The sequence below is a fragment of the uncultured Paracoccus sp. genome (assembly GCF_947487305.1).
Lineage (GTDB): Bacteria > Pseudomonadota > Alphaproteobacteria > Rhodobacterales > Rhodobacteraceae > Paracoccus.
This window is the reverse complement of record NZ_CANKWH010000004.1, coordinates 188,322-212,540: the sequence shown is the minus strand read 5'-3', so window position 1 is coordinate 212,540 and position 24,219 is coordinate 188,322. Positions and strand designations below refer to the sequence as shown.

Annotated in this window: 22 protein-coding genes; 5 read left to right on the top strand and 17 right to left on the bottom strand. The window is 67.2% G+C overall.

Going from position 1 to position 24,219, the window contains the following annotated elements:
- Window positions 1-12: 12 nt before the first annotated feature.
- The 5 genes from upp to Q1A36_RS07235 are packed head-to-tail and all read right to left on the bottom strand — an operon-like array spanning window position 13 to window position 4,489.
- Window positions 13-660, bottom strand: a complete 648-nt coding sequence (gene upp / locus Q1A36_RS07255; protein ID WP_299841485.1) for a uracil phosphoribosyltransferase — start codon at window positions 658-660, stop codon at window positions 13-15.
- Window positions 657-1,625, bottom strand: a complete 969-nt coding sequence (locus Q1A36_RS07250; protein WP_299841483.1) for an adenosine deaminase — start codon at window positions 1,623-1,625, stop codon at window positions 657-659. Before Q1A36_RS07250 ends, upp begins: the two co-directional genes overlap by 4 nt.
- Window positions 1,622-2,812 carry a phosphopentomutase gene (locus Q1A36_RS07245; protein ID WP_299841481.1) on the bottom strand — a complete coding sequence of 397 codons (1,191 nt, stop codon included), beginning with the start codon at window positions 2,810-2,812 and terminating at the stop codon, window positions 1,622-1,624. Before Q1A36_RS07245 ends, Q1A36_RS07250 begins: the two co-directional genes overlap by 4 nt.
- Entirely contained in the window at window positions 2,805-4,097 is a 1,293-nt protein-coding gene (locus tag Q1A36_RS07240; protein ID WP_299841480.1) for a thymidine phosphorylase, read from the bottom strand. Before Q1A36_RS07240 ends, Q1A36_RS07245 begins: the two co-directional genes overlap by 8 nt.
- Window positions 4,094-4,489 (bottom strand): cytidine deaminase, encoded by a 396-nt coding sequence (locus tag Q1A36_RS07235; RefSeq protein ID WP_299841478.1) that lies wholly within the window; start codon window positions 4,487-4,489, stop codon window positions 4,094-4,096. Before Q1A36_RS07235 ends, Q1A36_RS07240 begins: the two co-directional genes overlap by 4 nt.
- 172 nt (window positions 4,490-4,661) lie before the next feature.
- Between Q1A36_RS07235 and Q1A36_RS07230 the strand changes: the two genes are divergently transcribed.
- Entirely contained in the window at window positions 4,662-6,941 is a 2,280-nt protein-coding gene (locus tag Q1A36_RS07230) for an NADP-dependent malic enzyme (RefSeq protein ID WP_299841477.1), read from the top strand.
- Window positions 6,942-7,080: 139 nt separating this feature from the next.
- Window positions 7,081-7,263 (top strand): hypothetical protein, encoded by a 183-nt coding sequence (locus Q1A36_RS07225; protein ID WP_299841475.1) that lies wholly within the window; start codon window positions 7,081-7,083, stop codon window positions 7,261-7,263.
- Between the two features lie 7 nt (window positions 7,264-7,270).
- Here the strand turns inward: Q1A36_RS07225 and Q1A36_RS07220 are convergent, their stop codons facing one another.
- A complete protein-coding gene (locus tag Q1A36_RS07220; RefSeq protein ID WP_299841474.1) occupies window positions 7,271-7,978 on the bottom strand; it encodes an SDR family oxidoreductase in 708 nt (235 codons plus the stop codon).
- A gap of 170 nt (window positions 7,979-8,148) precedes the next feature.
- On the opposite strand from Q1A36_RS07220, the gene Q1A36_RS07215 reads away from it, so the two are divergent.
- A complete protein-coding gene (locus Q1A36_RS07215; protein WP_299841472.1) occupies window positions 8,149-10,041 on the top strand; it encodes a propionyl-CoA synthetase in 1,893 nt (630 codons plus the stop codon).
- A gap of 72 nt (window positions 10,042-10,113) precedes the next feature.
- Here the strand turns inward: Q1A36_RS07215 and Q1A36_RS07210 are convergent, their stop codons facing one another.
- From Q1A36_RS07210 to Q1A36_RS07190, 5 genes are all read right to left on the bottom strand, one after another.
- Window positions 10,114-12,423, bottom strand: a complete 2,310-nt coding sequence (locus tag Q1A36_RS07210) for a Tex family protein (protein WP_299841470.1) — start codon at window positions 12,421-12,423, stop codon at window positions 10,114-10,116.
- A gap of 294 nt (window positions 12,424-12,717) precedes the next feature.
- The gene (locus Q1A36_RS07205; protein ID WP_299841468.1) at window positions 12,718-14,982 is read right to left on the bottom strand and encodes an adenosylcobalamin-dependent ribonucleoside-diphosphate reductase; all 2,265 of its coding nucleotides are present in this window, start codon (window positions 14,980-14,982) and stop codon (window positions 12,718-12,720) included.
- A 63-nt stretch (window positions 14,983-15,045) separates the two neighbouring features.
- The gene (locus Q1A36_RS07200) at window positions 15,046-15,897 is read right to left on the bottom strand and encodes a lysophospholipid acyltransferase family protein (RefSeq protein ID WP_299841466.1); all 852 of its coding nucleotides are present in this window, start codon (window positions 15,895-15,897) and stop codon (window positions 15,046-15,048) included.
- Window positions 15,894-16,679: a GNAT family N-acyltransferase gene (locus Q1A36_RS07195; RefSeq protein ID WP_299841464.1), complete on the bottom strand. Its 786-nt coding sequence runs from the start codon at window positions 16,677-16,679 to the stop codon at window positions 15,894-15,896. The genes Q1A36_RS07200 and Q1A36_RS07195 overlap by 4 nt, the downstream gene beginning before the upstream one ends.
- A 181-nt stretch (window positions 16,680-16,860) precedes the next feature.
- On the bottom strand, window positions 16,861-17,040 hold the full coding sequence (locus Q1A36_RS07190) for a DUF3553 domain-containing protein (protein ID WP_299841463.1): 180 nt from the start codon (window positions 17,038-17,040) through the stop codon (window positions 16,861-16,863).
- A 36-nt stretch (window positions 17,041-17,076) separates the two neighbouring features.
- Here Q1A36_RS07190 and Q1A36_RS07185 point away from each other — a divergent pair, with 36 nt between their 5' ends.
- Window positions 17,077-17,706: a histidine phosphotransferase family protein gene (locus Q1A36_RS07185; protein ID WP_299841461.1), complete on the top strand. Its 630-nt coding sequence runs from the start codon at window positions 17,077-17,079 to the stop codon at window positions 17,704-17,706.
- A gap of 25 nt (window positions 17,707-17,731) precedes the next feature.
- On the opposite strand, the gene gorA is transcribed toward Q1A36_RS07185, so the two are convergent.
- The 5 genes from gorA to gmk form a co-directional block, all read right to left on the bottom strand.
- Window positions 17,732-19,120: a glutathione-disulfide reductase gene (gene gorA / locus Q1A36_RS07180; protein WP_299841459.1), complete on the bottom strand. Its 1,389-nt coding sequence runs from the start codon at window positions 19,118-19,120 to the stop codon at window positions 17,732-17,734.
- A complete protein-coding gene (rpiA, locus tag Q1A36_RS07175) occupies window positions 19,117-19,890 on the bottom strand; it encodes a ribose-5-phosphate isomerase RpiA (protein WP_299841457.1) in 774 nt (257 codons plus the stop codon). Before rpiA ends, gorA begins: the two co-directional genes overlap by 4 nt.
- Before the next feature lie 87 nt (window positions 19,891-19,977).
- The gene (locus tag Q1A36_RS07170; protein ID WP_299841455.1) at window positions 19,978-21,093 is read right to left on the bottom strand and encodes an ATP-binding protein; all 1,116 of its coding nucleotides are present in this window, start codon (window positions 21,091-21,093) and stop codon (window positions 19,978-19,980) included.
- The gene (locus Q1A36_RS07165; protein WP_299841453.1) at window positions 21,093-21,614 is read right to left on the bottom strand and encodes a gamma carbonic anhydrase family protein; all 522 of its coding nucleotides are present in this window, start codon (window positions 21,612-21,614) and stop codon (window positions 21,093-21,095) included. Before Q1A36_RS07165 ends, Q1A36_RS07170 begins: the two co-directional genes overlap by 1 nt.
- The gene (gene gmk / locus Q1A36_RS07160) at window positions 21,611-22,240 is read right to left on the bottom strand and encodes a guanylate kinase (protein ID WP_299841451.1); all 630 of its coding nucleotides are present in this window, start codon (window positions 22,238-22,240) and stop codon (window positions 21,611-21,613) included. The genes Q1A36_RS07165 and gmk overlap by 4 nt, the downstream gene beginning before the upstream one ends.
- Window positions 22,241-22,445: 205 nt before the next feature.
- Between gmk and Q1A36_RS07155 the strand changes: the two genes are divergently transcribed.
- The gene (locus Q1A36_RS07155) at window positions 22,446-23,228 is read left to right on the top strand and encodes a PAS domain-containing protein (protein WP_299841449.1); all 783 of its coding nucleotides are present in this window, start codon (window positions 22,446-22,448) and stop codon (window positions 23,226-23,228) included.
- A gap of 6 nt (window positions 23,229-23,234) precedes the next feature.
- Here the strand turns inward: Q1A36_RS07155 and Q1A36_RS07150 are convergent, their stop codons facing one another.
- Window positions 23,235-24,218, bottom strand: coding sequence for a GNAT family N-acetyltransferase (locus Q1A36_RS07150; RefSeq protein WP_299841448.1), 984 nt, complete (start codon window positions 24,216-24,218; stop codon window positions 23,235-23,237).
- Between the last annotated feature and the right edge of the window lies 1 nt (window position 24,219).

The following is a 24,219-nucleotide window of genomic DNA, read 5'->3' as shown; positions in this document are numbered from 1 at the left end:
GTTAAGACGGGCCTATTTCGTGCCGAACATGCGGTCGCCGGCATCGCCGAGACCCGGCACGATATAGCCATGATCGTCCAGCTTCTCGTCCAGAGCGGCAGTGAAGATCGGCACGTCGGGATGGGCCTCGCGCATCCGCGCCACGCCTTCCGGTGCGGCCAGAAGGCAGAGGAAGCGGATGTTCTTTGCCCCCTCGTCCTTCAGCATCTGGATCGCCGCGACCGAGCTGTTGCCGGTGGCCAGCATTGGATCGACGGCGATGGTCATGCGGGCATCCAGCTGCGCCGGAACCTTCGAGTAATACTTGACCGGCTGCAGCGTCTCGGGGTCGCGATAAAGGCCGATAAAGCCCACCCGTGCCGCCGGGATCAGCTCCAGGATCCCGTCCATCAGCCCGTTGCCGGCACGCAGGATCGAGATCAGCGCCAGCTTTTTCCCCTCCAGCCGGGGCGCGTCCATCGGGCCAAGCGGTGTCTCGATCCGCTCGGTCGTCAGGTCCAGCTCGCGCGTGACCTCATAGGCCAAGAGCAGGCTGATCTCGCGCAGAAGCCGGCGGAAGCTGGCGGTCGAGGTGGTCTTGTCGCGCATGATCGACAGCTTGTGCTGGATCAGCGGGTGGGTGACGACGGTCAGATGCGGGGTGCCGGACGACTGGCTCATGCGAATTCCCTCCTCAGGCGGTCCTTGGTGGCCGCGTCGCAGAAGGCGGCATCGACGGCACATTGGTTGATCTGGTTGAACTCGGCCTCGCCCCAGCGGAAGGTATCGGCGAGCCGGTCATATTCATGGCTCATGGTGGTGTGGAAGAAGGGCGGATCGTCGGTCGAGACAGTCACCTTGACGCCCTTGTCACGCAAACGGGCGATCGGGTGCGACGGCCAGTCCGGGTAGACCCCCAGCGCCACGTTCGAGCCGGGGCAGACCTCGAGGGTCACGCCACGCTCGGCCAGTTCCTCGATCAGTGCCGGGTCGTCGATGGCCTGCACTCCATGGCCGATCCGGGTCACGCCCAGCTCCAGCGCGTTGCGGATGCTGGCCGGGCCGCCCCATTCACCGGCATGGCAGGTCAGGCCCAGCCCGGCCTCGCGCGCGGCGTCATAGCTCCAGGCGAAATCGGTGGCCTTCCCCATGGCCTCGGCCCCGCCCATGCCAAAGCCGGTGATCCAGCCGCCGGCGGTCTCGGCGGCACAGATCGCGGTCTTCTTGCCGCGATCGGCGCCGAAATGGCGGATCAGGGTGACGATGCCGCGGCTGTCGATGCCCTGTTTGCGCATTGCCTCGGCGGTCTCGCTCATCGCGTGCAGGTATTCCCGCCATGCGGTCAGGTCGCCACCGCCGCAGAACTCCGGCGAGACGAACAACTCGGTATAGATGACGCCCTGTTCGGCGCATTCTTCCAGCACCGATTGCAGCAACCGTGCATAGTCGCGCGGCGTCTTTAGCACGCTGGTCGCGGCCTCGTAGACGCTGAGGAACTCGTTGAAATCCTTGTAGGCATAGTGCCCCTGCTCGTCGAATACGCCGGTCAGGTTCACGCCCTTTTCCGCGGCGATCCCACGGATGAATGCCGGCTGCGCGGCGCCTTCCAGGTGCAGGTGCAGCTCGGTCTTTTTCACGTCCTTCATAGGAAGCTTGTGCCTTTTCTTGTTGTTATGGGAAGCTCCAGCACCTCGAGCAGCGAGGCGCCGATATCGCTGTAGGCCACCTGCCCCACCGGCTGCGCGCCCCGGCCCCAGCCCAGCACAGGCACCCGCTCGCGGGTGTGGTCGGTGCCGGTCCAACTCGGGTCGTTGCCATGGTCGGCGGTGAAGATGGCCAGATCGCCGGGGCGCAACGTGGCGAGGAAGCGCCCGGCCACGCCATCGAACCATTCCAGTTGCGCGGCATAGCCGGGAATGTCGCGGCGATGGCCGAAATTGCTGTCGAACTCGACGAAATTGGCAAAGGTCAGGCTGCCCGGCTCGGCCTCGCGGCCAAGGCGGATCAGATGCTCGGCCAGATCGGCGTCGGACTTGCCCTTGTGCAGATGGGTAATGCCGCGATGGCTGAAGATGTCGCCGATCTTGCCGATGACATGGGTCACGCGGCCCTCGGCCGTCGCAATGTCCAGAATGGTGTCCGAGGGCGGGGCGATGGCGAAATCGCGGCGGTTGGGGGTGCGCTTGAAATTCGCCCGTGCCGTGCCGAGGAAGGGCCGCGCGATGACCCGGCCCACGCGCATCTCGTGCAGCATCGGCGCGAGGTCGCGGCAAAGGTCCAGCAGACGCTCCAGCCCGAAGGCCTCTTCATGCGCGGCGATCTGCAGCACGCTGTCGGCCGAGGTATAGCAGATCGGCCAGCCGGTCCGCAGATGCTCCTCGCCCATCTCCTCGATGATGGCGGTGCCGGAGCCGTGGCAATTGCCGAGGATACCGTCGGTCCCGGCCAGTTCGCAGATCCGCGCCGTCACCTCGGGCGGGAAGCTGGGGAAGGTCTCGGGGAAATAATGCCAGTCCCAGGGCACCGGCACCCCGGCGATCTCCCAATGGCCCGACGGCGTGTCCTTGCCGTTCGAGACCTCGGTCGCCGCACCCCAGAGGCCTTGCGGCTCGGCCCCAAGCCCCGGTGCCTCGAGGCCCGAGGCAAGGCGGACGGCCGCGCCCAGACCCAGACGGTCGAGATGCGGCATGTTAAGCGGCTGCGCCTGCGCGATATGGCCGACCGTATTGGCGCCGGTGTCGGGGCGGCCATCGTTGAAGAAGCGGTCGGCATCGGGCGCGCCGCCGATCCCAACACTGTCCATGACGATCAGGAAGGCACGGGCGTCAGTCATCGGGGGTGATTTCCTTCAGGATCAGCGGGCGGGGGGCAGGCGCGGTGCCAAGATGGTAAGCGGCCTGCACGGCGGCAATGGCACGATCCGCCGCCGCCTCGTCGGCGGCATGGACCATGGCCAGCGGCTGGCCGGGTTCGACCTCTTGCCCGATCCGGACCAGTTCGGCAAGGCCCACGCGCGGGTCGATCCGGTCGGATGCCTGCACCCGCCCGCCGCCAAGCGCGACAACTGCGTGGCCCAAGGCCTCGGTTTCGATGGCGGCAACCGCGCCAGCCTGCGGCGCGGGGGCAGGATGGATGACCGGCGCAGGCGGCAAATGCCTGTCGGGATTGTCGAGCAGGTCCGAAGGCCCACCAAGCGCCGCGACCATGCGCGAGAACCGTTCGGCGGCGGCGCCGCTCGCCAGCACCTGCCGCGCCAGTGACGGGTCCAGCCCGACGATCTTCAGACAGGCCTCGGACAGCGCCAGCGACAGGTCTAGCAGCCGCCCGGCCTCGCCCCTCAGCGCCCGGATCGCGGCGCGCAGTTCCAGCGCATTGCCGGCAGCATCGGCCAGCGGCTGGTCCATGTCGGTGATCAGCGCCACGGTCGGGCAGCCCAGTTCGCCGCCGGTTTCGACCAGCGCGCGGGCCAGTGCCTCGGCCTGTTCGCCGGTCTTCGAGAAGGCGCCCGAGCCCAGCTTCACGTCCATCACCAGCCCCTGCAGCCCTGCCGCCAGCTTCTTCGACAGGATCGAGGCGGTGATGAGATCGAGGCTCTCCACCGTGCCGGATTCGTCGCGGATGGCATAGAGCCGGCGGTCCGCCGGGGCCATCTCGCCACTGGCCGAGACGATGGCACAGCCGACCTCGCCCACCACGCGGCGGAACTCGGCCTCCGAGACATCGCAGCGATAGCCCGGAATGGCCTCCAGCTTGTCCAGCGTGCCGCCGGTATGACCGAGCCCCCGGCCCGAGATCATCGGCACGAAGGCCCCCGAGGCTGCCAGCACCGGCGCGAGGATCAGGCTGACCGTATCGCCGATGCCGCCGGTCGAATGCTTGTCGACCACCGGACCGGGCAGGTCCCAGGCCATCACATGCCCCGAATCCCGCATCGCCTGCGTCAGCCGCGCCCTGCCACCCGGACCTGCCCCGCGCAGCAGCACCGCCATGGCGAAGGCCGCCGCCTGCGCATCGCTGACCGAGCCATCGGCCAGCCCGTTGGCGACCAGCGCCGCGCCGGCTGCATCCAGCCCCTTGCCGTCACGCAACGCGGCAATGACCGGGCGCGGATCGCTCATTCCGCGCGGCTCATATGCGAGAGGTCAAAGCGGCCGGGCAGCAGCTCGCCGATGGTCGTCTGATGGATCGCGCCATCGGTGGTGGCCAGCGTCACCGGCACATCGCTAGCGCCGAACTCGGCCAGCTTCTGCCGGCAACCGCCGCAGGGCGGCACCGGGGACGGGCTGTCGGCGATGACCGCGACCTCGGCCAGCCGGGTCTCGCCCGCCGCCACCATGGCGGCAATGGCGCCTGCCTCGGCACAGGTGCCCTCGGGATAGGCGACGTTCTCGACATTGCAGCCGCGATAGATGGTGCCCGAGGCGCCACGGATCGCCGCGCCGACCTTGAACTGGGAATAGGGCGCATAGGCCAGTTCGCGCACCTCGCGCGCCGCTTCGACAAGTGACATGCGCACTCTCCTGATTTTGCAAACACAGTTTCGCCGGGGCGCGAGGTCAATGCAAGCCGGGGCCGCTTGTTCCCGGGCTTTGAATCGCGCTAACCATGGGTCAATCTTCGATTGAAGTGCCCGGCAGCGAACAGACCCGGCACGACAAGTCACAGGTAAGGGGGGACGGGGGATGGAAGACCGCAGACAGGATAATGCCCGCCAATCGGCGCTCGACTATCACGAATTCCCGCGTCCCGGCAAACTCGAGGTCCGCGCCACGAAGCCGCTGGCCAATGGCCGCGACCTTTCCCGCGCCTATTCCCCCGGCGTGGCCGAAGCCTGTCTGGAGATCAAGGCCGACCCGGCCAATGCCGCGCGCTATACCGCGCGGGGCAACCTGGTCGCCGTGGTCAGCAATGGATCGGCAGTTCTGGGGCTTGGCAATATCGGCGCGCTGGCCTCGAAGCCGGTGATGGAGGGCAAGGCGGTCCTGTTCAAGAAATTCGCCAATATCGACTGCTTCGATATCGAGGTGAACGAACCCGACCCGGAAAAGCTGGCCGAGATCGTCTGCGCGCTGGAACCCACGTTCGGCGCCATCAACCTCGAGGATATCAAGGCGCCCGAATGCTTCATCGTCGAGCGGCTGTGCCGCGAGCGGATGAACATCCCGGTCTTTCACGATGACCAGCACGGCACCGCCATCGTCGTCGGCGCGGCAGCGACCAATGCGCTGCGGGTCGCGGGCAAGAAGTTCGAGGATATCAAGATCGTCTCCACCGGCGGCGGCGCGGCGGGCATCGCCTGCCTGAACATGCTGCTGAAGCTGGGCGTGAAGCGCCAGAATGTCTGGCTCTGCGACATCCACGGGCTGGTCTACGAGGGCCGGGCCGAGGACATGAACCCGCAGAAGGCCGAGTTTGCGCAGGCCAGCGATCTGAGGACTCTTGGCGAAGTGATCGACGGGGCCGACATGTTCCTGGGCCTCTCGGGTCCGGGCGTGCTGAAGCCCGAGATGGTCGCCCGCATGACCAAGGCACCGATCATCTTCGCCCTGGCGAACCCGACGCCCGAGATCCTGCCCGACGATGCCCGCGCCGTCGCCCCGGATGCGATCATCGCCACCGGGCGCAGCGATTTTCCCAACCAGGTGAACAACGTCCTCTGCTTCCCCTTCATCTTCCGGGGCGCGCTGGATGTGGGCGCGACCACCATCAATGACGAGATGGAGATCGCCTGCGTCGAGGGCATCGCCGCGCTGGCCCGCACCACCACGGCCGCCGAGGCTGCCGCCGCCTATCGCGGCGAGACGCTGACCTTCGGTCCCGAATACCTGATCCCGAAACCTTTCGATCCGCGCCTGATCGGCGTGGTCTCGACCGCCGTGGCCCGCGCCGCGATGGAGACGGGCGTGGCCACCCGGCCGCTGGCCGATATCGACGCCTACAAGCGCAAGCTCGACGGCTCGGTCTTCCGTTCGGCACTGATCATGCGCCCGGTCTTCGAGGCCTCGGAACTGGCCGCGCGCAATATCGTCTTTGCCGAGGGCGAGGACGAACGGGTGCTGCGCGCCGCCAATGCAATGATCGAGGAAACCAATGACGTGCCGATCCTGATCGGCCGTCCCGAGGTGATCGAGATGCGGGCCGAGCGCTGCGGTCTGCCGATCAGGCCCGAGAAGGATTTCCAGATCGTGAACCCGGAAAACGATCCGCGCTATCGCGACTACTGGGAAACCTATCACCAGCTGATGGAGCGGCGCGGGGTTTCGCCCGACATCGCGCGGGCGATCATGCGCACCAACACCACCGCCATCGCCGCCACCATGGTGCATCGCGGCGAGGCCGACAGCCTGATCTGCGGCACCTTCGGGCAATACAGCTGGCACCTGCAATATGTCAGCCAGATCCTCGCCCGTGGCGGGCTGCACCCGGTCGGCGCGCTGTCGATGATCATCCTCGAGGACGGGCCGCTGTTCATCGCCGATACGCAGGTGCATCACGACCCCTCACCCTTGGAGGTAATGGAAACCGCCATCGGCGCCGCCCGCCATGTCCGCCGCTTTGGCGTGACCCCGCGTGTCGCGCTGTGCAGCCATTCGCAATTCGGCAACCTGAACACCCCGGGCGGGCAGAAGATGCGCGAGGCGATGGCGCTTCTGGAGGGTCACGAGGTCGATTTCATGTTCGACGGCGAGATGCAGGTGGATTCGGCGCTGGATGCCGGCTTGCGCGAACGCATCTTCCCCAATTCGCGGCTGGAAGGTTCGGCCAATGTGCTGATCTTCGCCGGCAGCGATGCCGCCTCGGGCGTGCGCAACGTGCTGAAGCAGCGCGCCGGAGGGCTGGAGGTAGGGCCGATCCTGATGGGCATGGGCAACCGCGCCCATATCGTCACCCCCTCGATCACCCCGCGCGGGCTGTTGAACATGTCGGCCTTGGCCGGCACGCCGGTGTCGCATTACAGCTGAGGGTGAAACCGCCCTGCCCGCCCTGCGCCGCGATTACGAGGCGCAGGTCCGGGCGCTGACTGATCGGGCCGAGGCGCTGCGGACCGAGGGGAAGGACCCCGAGGCCATCGCCCGCCTGCTTCACGCCGAACGCCTCACTTTGTCGGCGCGGTTCAAGGCGCTGACGCCCGAAGCGATGCGGGCGCGGATCGAGGCCCGCACCCGCACCACCTATGGCAATCCCGACGGCCCCGGCATCGACGATCTGCGCGCTGCCGGGAAAAGCTGGGAGCAGATCATCCTTGGTGCCTGCCGGCCCGGCCGATTTCCGCCTTGGGAATAGCAGGCAACTACACCGACCGGGTGATCCCGCCATCCACCCGCAGGTTCTGCCCGGTGATATAGGCGCCGCCCTCCGAGGCGAGGAAGGCGATGGTGGCGGCGATTTCCGCTTCGCGGCCATAGCGGCCCATGGGGATACGGGCGCGGAATTCCTCTTTCTCGGGCAGCGAGTCGATGAAGCCCGGCAGGACATTGTTCATCCGCACGTTCTCGGCGGCATAGCGATCCGAGAAGAGCTTGCAGAAGGCCGCCAGCCCGGCGCGGAACACGCCCGAGGTCGGGAAGACCGGGTCCGGCTCGAAGGCGGCGAAGGTCGAGATGTTGATGATCGCGCCGCCGCCGCCCGCGATCAAATGCGGCGTGACCAGCCGCGAAGGGCGCACGGCATTGAGGAAATAGACCTCCATTCCGCGATGCCAGTCCTCGTCGGTCAGATCGAGGATCGGCGCGCGCGGCCCGTGGCCGGCGCTGTTCACCAAGACGTCAATCCGGCCCCATCGCTCCATCGCGCCATCGACCAGCCGTGCCAGATCGTCGTTCGACTGGTTCGAGCCGGTGACGCCGAAACCACCCAGTTCCGCCGCCAGCGCCTCGCCCTTGCCCGAGGAGGACAGGATGCCGACGGCAAACCCGTCCGCCGCCAGCCGGCGCGCTGCCGCCGCCCCCATGCCCGAACCGCCCGCCGTGACCAGCGCCACCTTCTTCTGTTCCGCCATGATCATCCCCTTCGCTGTCAAACCGGACAGGCACACTGTCGCAAGCATCCCGAAATGTCCATCCGCCCGCCGCGGCTCATTGTCGCCGCGACCAAGGTCGGTAAGCCGCGTTGTTGCGCGACCACCCACCCGGGCGCTACAAAGCAGCGGCGCGTCAGGGAGGATCGGGCATGGGCTATCGCGAGGTTTACGAGGGCTGGAAGGCCGACCCCGAGGCGTTCTGGATGGAACAGGCCCGCGCCATTGACTGGGACCGCGCGCCCACCCGCGCCTATTTCGACCAGGGACCGGCAGGGGAATGGTTCGCCGATGCGACGGTCAATACCTGCTGGAACGCGGTTGACCGCCATGTGAAGGCCGGGCGCGGCGATCAGGCGGCGATCATCCATGACAGCCCGATCACCGGCACGCAGCAGAGCGTCAGCTTTGCCGAGTTGCAGGACGCGACCGCGCGGCTGGCCGGTGCGCTCAAGGCGCGGGGCGTGGGTCTGGGCGACCGGGTCATCATCTACATGCCGATGATCCCCGAGGCGCTGGTCGCCATGCTCGCCTGTTCGCGCATCGGCGCGATCCATTCGGTCGTCTTCGGCGGCTTCGCCGCGCATGAGCTGGCCGTGCGCATCGACGACGCCCAGCCCAAGGCCATTCTGGCCGCGTCCTGCGGGCTCGAGCCGGGACGAGTGGTCGAGTACAAGCCGCTGATCGACAAGGCGATCGAGCAGGCCGCCCACAAGCCCGATTTCACCGTCATCTTCCAGCGCCCCGAACATGCGGCCATGCTGGCCCCCGGCCGCGATGTCGACTGGACCGCCTTTCAGGACGGCGCGACCCCGGCCGATTGCGTGCCGGTCGCGGGCAATCACCCGGCCTATATCCTCTATACCAGCGGCACGACCGGCCAGCCCAAGGGCGTGGTCCGCGCCACGGCCGGGCATCTGGTGGCGCTGAACTGGTCGATGAAGAACATCTATGGCATCGATGCGGGCGACGTGTTCTGGGCGGCCTCGGATGTGGGCTGGGTCGTCGGCCACAGCTATATCTGCTATGCCCCGCTGATCGCCGGGGCCACCACCATCGTCTTCGAGGGCAAGCCCGTCGGCACGCCCGATGCCGGCACCTTCTGGCGGGTGATTCAGGACCATGGCGTCAAAAGCTTCTTCACCGCCCCCACTGCCATCCGCGCGGTGAAGCGCGAGGATCCTAATGGCGCGCTGATCGACGATTACGATCTTTCCTCGCTACAAGCCCTGTTCCTTGCCGGAGAGCGCGCGGACCCGGACACGATCCAATGGGCCGAGGATCACCTGAAGGTGCCGGTGATCGATCACTGGTGGCAGACCGAAACGGGCTGGGCCATCGCCGCGAACCCCTTGGGGATCGAGCTTCTGCCGGTCCGCAAGGGCAGCCCGACCCATCCGATGCCTGGCTATGACGTGCAGATCCTCGACGAGGCCGGCCATCCCCTGCCCGCGAGCACGCTTGGCGCCATTGCGGTGAAGCTGCCCTTGCCGCCCGGCACCCTGCCGACGCTGTGGAATGCCGAAGGGCGCTTCCGCAAATCCTATCTCGACCATTTCCCCGGCTATTACGAAACCGGCGATGCGGGCTATGTCGATGAGGATGGCTATCTCTACATCATGGCGCGCACCGATGATGTGATCAACGTCGCCGGCCACCGCCTCTCGACCGGGGCGATGGAGGAGGTTCTGGCCGGTCATCCCGCCGTCGCCGAATGCGCGGTGATCGGCGTGGCCGACAGTCTGAAGGGACAGATGCCGCTTGGCTTCCTCTGCCTCAAGAAAGGCGTCGAGACGCCCGACGCGCAGGTGGTCAAGGAGGTCGTCGCCCGCGTCCGCGAACAGATCGGCCCGGTCGCCGCATTCAAGACCGCCGTGGTGGTCGACCGCCTGCCCAAGACCCGCTCGGGCAAGATCCTGCGCGCCACCATGGCCAAGATCGCCGATGGCGAAGAGTTCAAGCTGCCCGCCACCATCGACGATCCGGCGACGCTGGACGAGATCGCCGTGGCGCTGAAGGGCGTGGGCTATCCGGGCAAGGCCTAGGTTTCATCCGCGGCCCTGATGGCGACAGCGACATTCGGCGACGGGTCAGCAACAAGAATGCGCGATGCAGGCTTACCGCTTCTTCATCGCCTCAAGCAGCGCCGCGCCCAACCCGCCGGGGGCATCCGGTTTCGCGCCCTTCGGTGCCGGACCCTTGGGTTTTCCTGCGTGCCGCGATGGCTGCCCCCGGTCGGCGGGCTTCTCCTGCGACGCGCCGCCATCCTTGCGCATGGTCAACCCGATGCGCTTGCGGGCAATATCGACCTCGGTCACGCGCACCTGCACGACATCGCCCGCCTTGACCACCTCATGGGGGTCCTTGACGAAACGGTCGGCCAATTGGCTAACATGCACCAGCCCGTCCTGATGCACGCCGATATCGACGAAGGCGCCGAAGGCCGCGACATTGGTGACGGTGCCTTCCAGCCGCATCCCGGGCTTCAGGTCCTTGATCTCCTCGACGCCTTCCGAGAACTTCGCCGTCTTGAACTCGGGCCGGGGATCGCGTCCCGGCTTTTCCAGTTCGCGGAAGATGTCGCGCACGGTGGGCAGGCCGAAGGAACCTGTGACGAAATCCTCGGCCCTGAGCGCGTTCAGCGCCCCCGCCGTGCCGACGATCTGGCGCAGGTCGCGGCCACAGGCCGAGACGATCCGGCGCGCGACCTCATAGGCCTCGGGATGGACGGAGGAGGCGTCCAGCGGCTCGACCCCGTCGCGGATACGCAGGAAGCCGGCGCATTGCTCAAAGGCCTTCGGACCAAGGCCCGAGACCTTCAGCAGCGTCTTGCGCGAGGGGAACGAGCCATGTTCCTCGCGGTAAAGCACGATCGATTCCGCCAGCGACGGCCCCAGCCCCGCGACCTGCGCCAGAAGCGGCGCCGAAGCGGTGTTCAGGTCCACCCCCACCGCGTTCACCGCATCCTCGACCACCGCGTCGAGCGCCCGCGACAGGCTGCGCTGGTCCACATCATGCTGGTATTGCCCGACGCCGATCGATTGCGGGGTGATCTTCACCAGTTCCGCCAGGGGGTCCTGCAAGCGCCGGGCAATCGAGACTGCACCGCGCAGCGAGACGTCGAGACCCGGGAATTCCCTGGCCGCCAGTTCCGAGGCGGAATAGACAGAGGCCCCGGCCTCGGACACGACCACCCGCGTCGGCACCTTTACCCCCTGCGGCAGAAGCCGCAGCGTGTCGCCGACCAGTTTCTCGGTCTCGCGGCTGGCGGTGCCGTTGCCGATGGCGACCAGTTCGACACCATGCTTCGCGATCAGCTGGATCAGCGTGGCCTCGGCCCCGCGAACATCCATGCGCGGCTGGAAGGGATAGATCGTCGCGGTTTCCAGAAGCTTGCCGGTCTTGTCCACCACCGCACATTTCACGCCGGTCCGGATGCCCGGGTCCAGCCCCAGCGTCGCCTTGGCCCCGGCGGGTGCCGCCAGCAGCAGGTCCTTGAGGTTGCGCGAAAAGACGGTGATCGCCGCCTCATGCGCACGCTGGCGCAATTCGCCCAAAAGGTCGATGTAAAGCGTCAGCGAGAACTTGACCCGCCAGGCCCAGTCAGCCGCCGCGCGCAGCCAGCGATCGCCGGGCGTATCGCCGGCGGTGCCAAGCGAGGCCGCGATCATGGCGATGGCCTGCGGCACACCGGTCTCGGCATCTGGCGCGACCTCGATGGTGACGATCTCTTCCTTGGCGGCGCGCAGGATGGCCAGCGCCCGGTGCGCGGGGATCTCGGCCCATTTCTCGCGCTGGTCGAAGTAATCGGCGAACTTGGCCCCCGCGGCCTCCTTGCCCTCGATGACCTTCGAGACGACGAAGGCCTCGCGCCGCATGAAGTCACGCAGCCGGCCCAGCAGGTCGGCGCGTTCCGACAGCTCTTCGGTCAGGATATCGCGCGCGCCGGTCAGCGCCTCCTTTACCGTCAGAACGGCCTCGGTCAGGTAGGCTTCGGCATGGGTTTCCGGTGCCGTTGCCCGCTGGTCCATGATCGCGCGCAGCAGCGGCTCCAGACCGTTCTCGCGCGCGATCATCGCCTTGGTGCGGCGCTTGGGCTTGAAGGGCAGGTAGATGTCTTCCAGACCCGCCTTGGTCTCGGCCTGGGCGATGGCGCGCGCCAGATCATCGGTCAGCTTGCCCTGTTCGCGGATCGATTTCAGGATCGCCTCGCGCCGCGCCTCGAGCTCGCGCAGATAGGCCAGCCGCTCGGCCAGCGTCCTCAGTTGCGTGTCATCCAGCCCGCCGGTCACCTCCTTGCGATAACGCGCGACGAAGGGCACGGTCGCCCCTTCATCCAAGAGCGCCGCCGCCGCGCTGACCTGCGCCGGGCTGGCAGCAATCTCTTGCGCGATGACGCGGGCGATCTGGGCGGTTGTCTGGGTCACGGCGGGCTCTCCATCTGTCGGAAGTCCGTGATAATCCGCGCTGGAGACAGCGGCAACACGGAGTCGCAGCGGGGATGATCGGCGCTGGGGAATTGCAGGCCGGCAGAGATTTCCCCAAGGGGCCGGACCCGATCAACCTGCCCGAGAGAGCAGAAAAAAAGGGCCGCCGGAGGTCCAGGGCCCTTTGCAGTCTGTTATCTCGGCAAGGTCCGGATGTGCATTCCATCGCCGCATGACGGCTCAGGTCATCCCGGACATCCTTGCAGGACAGCAGGCGTCACCGTGACGCCCGCCTCAGCCGCATTTCGAATGGCCGCAGCTGGGGCAGGTCATGCAGCCCTCGACCATGCGCATCCCGTATTGGCCGCAGCTCGGGCAGGCCGGGCCGCGCGGGCGTTCGCCCACGGCCATCACCTCGGCCTGCGGATCGGTCTTCAGCCCCATGCCCTCGCCCTCGAGGAAGCCGGTCGAGATCATGTGCCGCTCGATCACGCCGCCAATGGCCGCGAGGATCGAGGGGACGTATTTCCCCTGCATCCAGGCACCGCCGCGCGGATCGAAGACGGCTTTCAGCTCCTCGACCACGAAGGACACATCGCCGCCACGCCGGAACACCGCCGAGATCATCCGCGTCAGCGCCACGGTCCAGGCGAAATGCTCCATGTTCTTCGAGTTGATGAAGACCTCGAAGGGGCGGCGATGACCGGCCTGCACGATGTCGTTCACGGTGATGTAGATCGCGTGCTCGCTGCCCGGCCATTTCAGCTTGTAGGTCGAGCCTTCCAGCGCCGCCGGGCGGTCCAGCGGCTCGGTCAGATAGACCACATCGGCGCCGCGATCGGCCTCGGGCGCGGCCTCGGATGTCTCGCTGACCGACAGGACCGAGCCGGTCACGTCATTCGGGCGATAGGTGGTGCAGCCCTTGCAGCCCAGGTCCCAAGCCGAGAGATAGACATCCTTGAATTCCTCGAAGGAAATATCCTCGGGGCAGTTGATGGTCTTCGAGATGGAACTGTCGACCCATTCCTGTGCCGCCGCCTGCATGGCGACGTGATCCTTGGGCGCCAGCGTCTGCGCATTGGCGAAGTAATCCGGCAGCGGCGCATCGCCTTTCAGGTCGCGCCACATCTGCACGGCGTAATCCACCACCTCTTCCTCGGTGCGCGAGCCGTCCTTCTGCAGCACCTTGCGGGTATAGGCATAGGCAAAGACCGGTTCGATCCCCGAGGACACATTGCCGGCATAGAGGCTGATCGTCCCGGTCGGCGCAATCGACGTCAGCAGCGCATTGCGGATACCATGCTCGGCAATGGCCGCGCGCACATCGTCATCCATCCGCTGCATGAAGCCGGATTTCAGATATTCGTCGGCGTCAAACAGCGGGAATGCGCCCTTTTCCTTCGCCAGATCGGCACTCGCCAGATAGGCCGAGCGCGCGATGGCCTTCATCCATGTGCGCGTCTGTTCCACCGCGTCCTTGGCGCCATAGCGCAGGCCCAGCATCAGAAGCGCATCGGCCAGCCCGGTGACGCCCAGCCCGATTCGGCGCTTGGCCTGCGCCTCGGCCAGTTGCTGCGGCAGCGGGAAGCGGCTGGCGTCAACCACGTTGTCCATCATCCGCACGGCGGTGCGGACCAGATCGTCCAGCGCCTTTTCGTCCAGATGCGCCTTGGCGGTGAAGGGCTCCGTCACCAGCCGCGCAAGGTTGATCGAGCCCAGCAGGCAGGCGCCATAGGGCGGCAAGGGCTGCTCGCCACAGGGATTGGTGGCGGCGATGGTCTCGGCGTAATGCAGGTTGTTCTGCTGGTTGATGCGGTCGATGAAGATCACGCCCGGCTCGGCGAAATCATAGGTCGCGCGCATGATCCGGTTCCACAGGTCGCGAGCATCGACGGTGCGATAGACCTTGCCCTCGAATTGCAGGTCCCAGCTCTTGCCGTCCTTCACCGCCTGCATGAAGGGATCGGTGATCAGCACCGACAGGTTGAACATGCGCAGCCGGGCGCTGTCCTGCTTGGCCTCGATGAAGGCCTCGATATCGGGATGGTCACAGCGCATCGTCGCCATCATCGCGCCCCGGCGCGAGCCCGCCGACATGATGGTGCGGCACATCGCGTCCCAGACATCCATGAACGACAGCGGACCCGAGGCATCCGCCGCCACCCCGTGCACCGCCGCTCCGCGCGGCCGGATGGTCGAGAAGTCATAGCCGATGCCGCCACCCTGCTGCATGGTCAGCGCCGCTTCCTTCAGCATGTCGAAGATGCCGCCCATGCTGTCGGGAATGGTGCCCATGACGAAACAGTTGAACAGCGTCACCGTGCGACCGGTGCCGGCACCCGCCAGAATCCGCCCCGCCGGCAGGAACTTGAAATCCTCGAGCGCGGCATAGAAGCGGTCTTCCCACTCGGCTGGCTTTTTCTCGACCGAGGCCAGATCACGCGCCACCCGCCGCCAGCTGTCCTCGACCGTGCCATCGACCGGCTGCCCCTCGGCATCCTTCATCCGGTATTTCATATCCCAGATTTGTTCGGCAATCGGGGCGACAAAGCGGCTCATCTGGGACAATCCTTGGTAGGTTATTGAGAAGAGAATACCATATATGGTGTTGGCGAAGCGGCCTCAAGGCACAATCATATCATTTTCAAGCGCAGAACGCACGGCCTGTTCGGCCTTGGCCGACAGCGATTTCCGCGTCTCGCCCGCCACCGCGATCGGCGCATGCAGCGTCACCGTCACGCTGCCCTGACGGCGCTCCGACAGCACATGCATCAGATGCGGGCCAAGGTCCATATCTCCCCACCAGCCATAGAAGCGCGCGTCCTCGCCGCGCGGGGCGTGGTAATCGGCGGTGATCGACTGGATCGCCAGATCAAGCGGCAGTTCCGGGTCCAAGAATCCCTGGAACAGCGTCGGCTTGAACGGCAGCACCCGGCGGCCATCCGACGAGGTGCCCTCGGGGAAGAACAGCAGGCGATGACCGGCGCGGACACGCTCGGCGAATTCATGGGCCTGCTGGCGCGCGAGCTTGGGGTCGCGGATGACGAAATGGGTATTGGTCACGCGGGTCAGGATGTTGATGCCCGGCCAGCCCGAGACCTCGGCCTTGCTGACGAAAAAGACCGGCATGGCGGCGTTCAGCACGAAGATGTCGAGCCAGCTGGAATGGTTGGCGACCACCGCGCCGGGACCGCGCAGGGGCTTGCCAACGCGGCGCCAGCCGATGCCCAAGAAGAACAGGCACAGCCGGCAGACCATCTGCACATGCGGGCCGGTCCAGGGGCGGCGGGGGCCGTGGAACAGCCGCTCGACGGCGCGCAAGGGCAGGATCAGCAGCACCCCGATCGCCAGCACGAGGATGACCGGCACCCCGCGCCGGACCACGCGCAGCCAGTCGCGCAGGCTCAGCGGGCGGCCAAGCGCATAGCCGCTGTTGTCGCGCCATGTCGCAGGACCCCGGCCCTGATCGCTCATTGCTGCTGCTGCCAGCGGGATTCGTAGAACTTGCGGTGCTTGTCGGACATGGCGGCGGTGTCCATCAGCAGGAACACATCCGTTGTGTTGAAGGCCCGGTCGAGATAGGCGCCCTGCCCGACCTGCCCGCCGAGCCGCAGATAGGCCTTGATCAGCGCCGGCATGTTCACCATCGCCTCGCGCCGGTCGATGCGCTCGGCGGGGATCAGGTCCATGTCCTGATAGCCCGCGGGCTTCGCGGTCGGCCGCAGCTCGGCCGGGGCCAGATGGTTCTGGTGCAACCATGAAAGCGAGGGCGCCAGCACGTCGATATCGGTGCCGTGGAAGCTGGCAACGCCGAACAGCACCTCGATGTCCAGGTCCAGCACGTAATCGGCCAGCGCGTTCCACAAGAGGAACATGCCCGAGCCGCCGCGATATTCGGGATCGACGCAGGAGCGGCCCAGTTCCAGCAGGCTGCGGCCGCAGTCGCGCAAAACACTCAGGTCATATTCGGCGTCGCAATAAAACCGCCCGAACTCGGCCGCGCGCGAGCCGGGCAGCAGGCGATAGACGCCGACCACATGATCCAGCTCTTCGGCGCTGCGGCGCGAATCGATCAGGCAGAGGTGATCGACCACCGGGTCGAACTCGTCGCGTTCCAGCCGGTTCTCGTGATCGACCAGCGGGCCATCGCCGCCCAGCTCTTCGACGAAGACACGATAGCGCAGGCGCTGCGCCGCCTTGAGGTCACGCTCGCTGGTGGCGATGCGGATCTGGAAATAGTTGGTATCGGGGGTCATGCCGAGGGGTCGGGCCTTTTCCTGCGCTCGGGACTGTTCTCTAGGCGGGCGGACCCAGCATTGCAAGCGTAGAGCGCCCTCATCGCTGCAGCCCTGCGGCAAAGCGACACTGCCCAAGGGTCGAGTTTTCCTTGCGAAAATCGCGCATTGATTGCAGAACCATGGACATGGAATCTCACCGTCAGGCCCCGTCGGGCCGCACCAGTTGCAGCGCGATCCGACGACCGTCGATGACCTGCTTGCCCGCATGGGCGAAATTCACCGTGATCCTGTCGCCGACGCGCGACTGCACCTGCCCGTCGCCCCAGTCGGGCGCGCCGGGGTGGCGGACGATCATGCCGGGTTCCAGAAGCTCGTTCATCACCACTCCCCTGCCTTTCAGCCAAACTAGGATGCCATGACCGACAGTTCAACGCGGATCGAGCCGCTGGATCTCGCGCTTCTTCTGGGATCGCGGCTGTGCCACGATCTCGTCTCGCCGCTTGGCGCCATCTCGAACGGGGTCGAGCTGATGCAGATGGGCGGCGCACCTTTGGCGGTGGCGCAGGGTCCCGAGATGCAGCTGGTGGCCGATGCGGTCGAGGCGGCGCGGGCGCGCATCCAGACCTTCCGCATGGCCTTCGGCCGCTCGGGCGAGGAACAGCGGATTTCCGGCCCGGAACTGGCGCGGCTGATCCGCGACATGGGCGCGCAGGGGCGGCTGAAGATCGAGCTGGACAGCGAGGGCGACCAGCCGCGCCGCGAGGTGCAGATGCTGCTGCTGGCGCTGATGTGCCTTGAAAGCGCGATGCCCTGGGGCGGGCGGGTGCTGGTGGTGCGCAGCGGCACCGGCTGGCGGCTGGTCGGCGAGGCCGATCGCACGAAGCCCGAGCCCGAGCTGTGGGCCTGGCTGGATGGCAGCGCCCCGGCCCTGCCGCAGCCGCCCTCGGCCAAGGTGCATTTCGCGCTGCTGGCCGAGGCCGTCCGCGCCTCGGGCCGCAGCCTGACCTGGGAGTTGGACGAGCGCGGGGCCGAGATCAGCTTCTAGGCTGACACCCGCGCGCCCCGGCTGGTTACTCCGCCGCCTCGGCATGGTGATGGCGCCGGGCCGGCTGGCGCATCGTCACCAGTTCCTCGGCCATGGTAGGGTGCACGGCGATGGTGGCGTCGAAATCGGCCTTGGTCGCGCCCATGGTGATCGGGATGGCGACCAGCTGGATCATCTCGCCCGCCTCGGGGCCGAAGATGTGGCAGCCCAGCACCCGGTCGGTCTCGCTGCAGACGATCAGCTTCATCATCACCTGCGCCGGCGAGCCGGCAAAGGCCGAGCGCATCGGCCGGAAGGTGGTGGCATAGATATCCACGCCGCCGCGCTTCTTCGCTTCGTCCTCGGTCATGCCGACGCCGCCCAGCTCGTGCGGGCGGGTATAGACGGCATGGGCGACGAGGCTGTGATCCATCTTGCGGGGGATGCCGCCGAAGACGGTATCGGCAAAGCTGTGGCCTTCGCGGATGGCGACGGGCGTCAGGTTCACCCGGTTCGTCACATCACCCACGGCAAAGATCGAGGGGACCGAGGTTTGCGACCAGTCATCGACCTCGACCGCACCATTCGGTTGCAGCCGCACGCCGGCCTCGGCCAGCCCCAGCCCGCCGGTATAGGGCGCGCGGCCGGTGGCAAAGATCACCGCGTCGAAGTCGTCATGGCTGTCATCGTCGAAGCTGACGCGGATGCGGCCATCACCCTCACGATCCAGCCGCGTCGGCGAAAGGCCAAGGCGCAGGTCGATGCCGTTGCTGCCGAGCTGCCGGGTCATCAGCTCGCGGGTCTCGCCGTCAAAACCGCGCAGCACCGCATTGCCGCGATAGTTAAGCGTGGTCTCGACCCCCAGACCCTGCAGGATGCAGGCAAACTCGCAGGCGATGAAACCGCCGCCGATGATCAGGGCGCGGCGCGGCAGGCTGTCCATCAGGAAAACGTCGTCCGAGATCATCCCCAGCTCCGCCCCCGGAATATCGGGACGCTGCGGACGGCCACCGGCGGCGATCAGGATATGCTTGGCGCTCTTGCGGCTGCCATCGGCCAGTTCGACCGTATGGGCATCGGCGACGCGGGCGCGCTGCAGGAAGATGTCGACCCCGGCCTGGTCCAGCCCGGCGGTATAGGCGCGCTCGAGCCGGTCCAGTTCAAGGTTCAGCTTGCCGTGGAAATCGGGCCAGCTGAACGCCCCTGCCGTAGCCTCTAGCCAGCCATAGCCATGCGCCTCTTCGGCCAGACCGCGGGCGGAGGAGGCAAAGACCATCAGCTTCTTCGGCACACAGCCGCGGATGACGCATGTGCCGCCCATGCGGCTTTCCTCGGCCAGGGCCACGCGGGCGCCATGCTGTCCGGCGGCAATGCGCGCGGCGCGCACCCCGCCCGAGCCGCCGCCGATGACGAAGAGATCATAGTCGAAACTCATGCCTCGTCCTCCTCGGCAAAGAAGGGATCGATCTCGTCGGATACGTCGTCGCGGGTCAGTTCGACCACGCTGCCATCGGGCTTGCCGATGATCGCCAGATCGCAGATGCCGAGGAACAGCCCATGTTCGACCACGCCCGGAATATCGGCAAAGCCACGCGCCAGCCGCGCCGGGTCGGGGATCGCCTCGAGCGACAGATCAAGGATCAGGTTGCCCTCATCGGTCAGGAAGGGCTGGCCGTCGCGCTTGCGCAAGAGGATCGGGCGCTGGCCCAGACCCTGTGCCTCCAGCATCTCGCGGATCAGCCGTTCGGTGATCTGCCAGCCGAAGGCGATCACCTCGACCGGCAGGTGAAAGGCGCCAAGCGTCTCGACCACCTTGCCGGGGTCGGCGATGACCACCATGCGGTCGCTGGCGCGGGCGACGATCTTCTCGCGCAGATGCGCCCCGCCGCCGCCCTTGATCAGGTTCAGGTCAGGGTCCACTTCGTCGGCCCCGTCGATGGTCAGGTCGAGCCAGCCGATCTGGTCCAGCGGTTCGATGGTCAGCCCGAGACTCGACGCCAGATCGGCGGTCGCCTGCGAGGTCGCGGCGCAGCGCAGGGTCAGGCCTTCGGCCTTGGCCCGCTCGGCCAGTTCGCGCACCATGATGACAGCGGTCGAGCCGGTGCCGAGGCCCAGTTTCATGCCATCCTCGACCAGCGCGATGGCAGCGCGCGAGGCGGCCAGCTTGGCGGCGTCAGAGGGGGAAAGATCGGTCGGTTCGGTCATGGCATCCTCGCTGGCAATCGGTCGGAAATCTTATAGGCCGATGGCCGCCGGGGCGCGAGTGCCGATTGCGTGGGGTGGGATGCGGCCTCAGCCGCCGGTGCCGCGATCGGGCAGGATCACGGTGAAGCGGCTGCCTTCGCCCTTCACGCTTTCGATCCGCAACTGTCCGCGATGGCGGTTGATGATGTGCTTGACGATGGCAAGGCCCAGCCCGGTGCCACCCTCGGCGCGCGAGCGATGGGCATCGACGCGGTAGAAGCGCTCGGTCAGGCGCGGCAGGTGCAGGGCCTCGATCCCGTCGCCGCGATCCTCGATCAGGACCGACCAGCCCGGCCCGCGCAGTCGTGGTTCATGGCCGACATGGGCGAGCGTGACCCCGACCCAGCCGCCGCTGCCGCCGTATTTCACCGCGTTCTCGATCAGGTTCTGGAACACCTGCACCAGCTGGTCGGCGTCGCCCGTCACCCGCACCTCGCCCGGCGGCAGGGTCAGATCGATCGTCACCCCGGCGGCCTCGGCCCGCTGCGCCAGCGTATCGACCACCCCGCGCAACAGGCCGGTCAGTTCGACCCTGCCCGAGGGGCGGCGGCGCTCGTCCGATTCCACCCGGCTCAGCGACAGAAGATCGGCGACAAGCCGGTTCATCCGCCCGGCCTCGGCCTCCATGATCCCCAGAAACCGCGCCCGTGCGCCGGCATCGTCGCGGGCGGGGCCGCGCAGCGTCTCGATGAAGCCGATCAGCGCGGTCAGTGGCGTGCGCAATTCATGGCTGACATTGGCGACGAAATCGCGGCGCATCTGGTCGGCCTGTTCGATGCCGGACCCGTCCGCCAAGGCGATCAACGCGCCCTCGCCCATCGCCGGCGGCAGCGGGCTGGTGGTGATGTCGCAGGGGATCTGCCGACCCTTCGCAGTGATACTGGCGCGCAGCGCGTGGCCGCCGGGTGGCGGCGCGGGCAGTTGCGGATCGACCGGCGGGGCGGCATGGCCCATGGGATCGATCACCCAGTCGAGCGACTGGATGACGCCCGGGTGGCGCAGCACGGTGACGAAGGGCCGGTCGGTCAGGTCGGGGCCGAACATGGCCTCTGCCGCCGCATTGGCGGCAATGACCCGCATCCGCCGATCCACCGCCAGCATGGCCAAGGGCACCGCCTCGAGAAACTGGGCGATCTGGCCAAGCTGGCGGGTGCTTTGCTGCATCAGCCGATCTGTTTCAGCCCGGCCCGGAAGCGCGCGGCATTGCGGCGATAGCGCGCGGCTGACTCGAGCAGGCCCTGCTGCGCCGTCTCGTCCAGCTGGCGCACGATCTTGCCCGGCACGCCCATGACCAGCGAGCCCGGCGGGATCTCCTTGCCCTCGCCGATCAGCGCGCCCGCCCCGATCAGCGAGCCGGCGCCGATCTTGGCGCCGTTGAGGATGGTGGCGCCCATGCCGACCAGCACGCCCTCGCCGATGGTGCAGCCATGCAGGATCGCCCGATGGCCGATGGTACAATTGGCGCCGATCGTCAGCGGATAGCCCGGATCGGTGTGAAAGACGCAGAGGTCCTGCACGTTGCTGCCGGTGCCCACGCGGATCACTTCGTTGTCGCCACGCAGCACCGCGCCCCACCAGACGCTGGCGCCGGCGTCCAGCACCACGCGGCCCATCAGTTGCGCGTCCGGCGCGACCCAGGCATCCCCGTCCAGCTCGGGTGCGATCCCGTCCAGTTCCCAGATCATTCGTCCCCCTCCATCAACTGCTTCACGAAATTGCCCAGACCGGCGCGGCGGTTGCGGCGCAGGCGTTCGGCCGACAGGATGGCGCGCAGATCGGCCTCGGTCCGGTCCAGGTCGTCATTGACCAGAACATAGTCATATTCGGCCCAATGGCTGATCTCGCCCCGGCTTTTCGCCATCCGGCCCGCGATCACCTCGTCGCTGTCCTGCCCGCGTGTGCGCAGCCGCCGTTCCAGTTCCGGCAGCGAGGGCGGCAGGACGAAAATCGAAACGACATGCCCGCCAAGGGCCGAGGCGCGGATCTGCTGCCCGCCCTGCCAGTCCACGTCGAACAGCGTGTCGCGCCCGGCCCGCATCGCCGCCTCGACCGGCGCGCGCGGGCTGCCATAGAGATTGCCGAAGACCTCGGCATGTTCCAGCATCTGGTCGGTGCTGACCAGCTCGCGGAACTCCTCGGCGCTGGTGAAATGGTAATGCTGCCCGTCCACCTCGCCCGGGCGCGGCGATCGGGTGGTGGCCGAGACCGAGAAGCTGAGGCTGTCGTCCCAGTCCATCAGCCGCCGCGCCAGCGTGGATTTGCCCGCGCCCGAAGGCGAGGACAGGATGATCAGCAGTCCGGTTCGTTCCATGCGATCCTCTGGCGCCTCAAGCTGGCCCCTGATGGCAAAGCCCCCGGTCCCGGTCAACCCCGCGGCTTGTCGCGACGGTCGGGCGCGTTGCCGAAGCGGATTGGTTAACCATCTGTTAACAAAGGACTCGGATGAGACCGATACAGCGGCTATTCTGGCTGTGGTACTGTTGTGTTTGTCGCCCGCTTTTTCAGGGAATCAGCCTTTGCCCGATGACAATCAGAAATCAGGGGATCTCCCACCGGGGGCCGGCGGCAGGGTGCTGCATCTGGCCGAGTTCGACGCGAACAACCCGGCGCGCATTCTCGCCGATCTGCGCGACTATTGGCAGAGCCTGCGCCGGGGACGCGCCATCCCGCTGCGCTCGGAAATCGAACCCAAGGGTATTCGCGGGGCGCTGGATTATGCCTTCATCCTCGAACGGGTGGCGCCGGGCGCGGCGCGTTTCCGATTGGCCGGTCGGCACCTGATCGACCTGATGGGGATGGAGGTGCGGGGGATGCCGCTCTGCGCCTTCCTCAATCCCGGATCGCGGGGGCGGCTGTCGGACGTGCTGGAAACCGTGTTCCACGCCCCGCAGCTGGCCGAGCTGACGCTGGTGGCCAAGGCGGAATACGCCCGCCCGGCGCTGGCCGCGCGGATGCTGCTGATGCCGCTGCGCTCGGATCTGGGCGATGTGACCCGCGCCCTTGGCTGCCTGATCAGCGAGGGCGAGCCGGGCAGCGTGCCGCGCCGCTTTGATCTCGTGCGCGAACGGATCCTGCCGATCTTCGAAGGGGCCGAGATCCTCGCCCCCTCGGCCTCGGCACCGGGCTTTGCCGAGCCGCCGACCGACTGGCGCCGGACCGGGCTGCCGACCCCGGCGGCGCCTGCCAGGCCAGCAACACCTGCTGCCCCGGCACCGACCGCCTCGGCACCTGCCACCGCCCTGCCCGAGTCGCCCGAGGATCGCCGCGCCCGTTTCCGGGTGGTGATCCGCAACGACTGACGCCGCTCAGCCCCGGTCGCGCCGATAGGCCCAGCCCGGCGCCTTGCCGCCGCGCCCTGCCGACCACAGCATGACCTCGCCCGTCCGCTGAAAGCCGACGCCTTCCAGCATCCGCGCCGAAGCCGGGTTGTCGGAAAAAACCTCGGCCTCGAGGTGCGGCGGGGCATAACGGGCGTCGATCTCGGCCAGAAAGGCCTGCAGGATCTCGCGGCCAAAGCCCTGACCCCAGCTGTCGGGCGAGAGGAAATAATAGATCGGCGGGGCGTCCTTGCCGTCCAGACGACCGATGCCGATGGACCCGATGACCCTGCCCGCATGACGGATCGCCAGACGATAGGGCGGCACCAGAGATTCGGCCGGGAAGATCGGCGCAAAATCGGCCATCTTCATCCCCGGCCGGAAGATGAACAGCATCTGCGCCACATCGGGCCGGGTGGCGATGTCATAGAGCGCCGGCAGGTCGGCGGGTTCGGCCCGGTTGATCACGAGCCGCCCGGTCTCGATCGAGACGCCGTGCCGGGCCGCGAAAGCGGCGCGGGTCAGGGTCACGCGGGTCGCCGGAACGTCCCGCCCCAGCCGGACCGAATAGACGGTCCCCGGATGCGGGTCGCCGAAACCAAGCTCATCCAGCACCGCGGCCGAGGCCGTGTTGCCCTGCAGATAGCTGGCCGTCACCTGCTGGTGTCCTGCCGCAAAACTGCGGGTCAATGCCAGCACGGCGGCGCGCCGCGCCACGCCCTGACGGCGAAAGGCGGGCAGCACCCAGTAGCCCAGATCACCGCCCGAGCGCACACCGCCGGCCAGCGCGCCATTCACCCGGATCGCATGGTCATCCGGCCCTGCCTCAGCAATGAAGCGCCGTGCATCGGCCAGCCCATAGGGAAAGGGCACGCTGCTCAGCCATTGCGTCGTGTCGAGATCGGCCAGCGCCCCGGCGATCAACGGCGCATCGGCCTCATGCAGCCTGTCCAGCACGATCCCGCCCGTCATG